Source organism: Collinsella sp. AF39-11AT (assembly GCF_003474585.1).
Lineage (GTDB): Bacteria > Actinomycetota > Coriobacteriia > Coriobacteriales > Coriobacteriaceae > Collinsella.
Window position 1 is genome coordinate 1 of sequence record NZ_QROG01000060.1, and the last position, 667, is coordinate 667.

Sequence of the window (667 nt, forward strand, 5' to 3'; positions counted from 1 at the left end):
CGGTCGGCGCCGTTGCGACACGTTCCCCCAAACAGCCTGGACCCGCGAAAAAGCACCATGGGCTCGAGCTTCTAGACGCGAGCGTGGGATACGGAAGCACGACGATACTTTCAATCGGGTCGCTTTTCCTGAGCCCGGGAACGGCGGCGGGCCTCGTTGCTCCCAACGGCTCGGGGAAAACCACCCTTCTTGAAGCGCTGTCGGGCCAATTTCCCACCCGCATCCGCTCGGGAAGCCTGGCGGCAGACGGAATCTGCCAACGTCGATCAGCCGAATTTGCAGAACTCGTCTACCTGAGCTCTTCGGGCGGCGCGGATCTCTATCCCACGCTATCGGCCATCGAGCACCTTGCTTTCGTTAGGGAGGCGTGGAAATCGGCCGCCGACATCGACTCGCTCTGCGACTCCCTCGGAATCTCCCCATATCTCGACAAGCCGACACGTAAACTCTCGACAGGAATGAAGCAGCAGGTAAAGCTTGCCATGGCGATAGCGACCGATTGCCCGTACCTCATCCTCGATGAACCGCTGAACGGCCTCGATCCGGGAAAACGGAAAACCTCCTGCGACGCGATGCGCAGCGAAGTGGCGCGGGGACGCAGCGTGCTCATTTCAAGCCATCTGCTCGACGACCTGGCAGACCTCACCAACTCGTTCTACTTCATCGA

Annotated in this window: 1 protein-coding gene; it reads left to right on the forward strand. The window is 60.4% G+C overall.

What is annotated here, in order from left to right; all coding sequences use genetic code 11:
• Positions 1 to 83: 83 nt before the first annotated feature.
• A partial coding sequence (locus DW037_RS10435; RefSeq protein WP_147352032.1) for an ABC transporter ATP-binding protein occupies positions 84 to 667 on the forward strand: 584 nt, incomplete at its 3' end.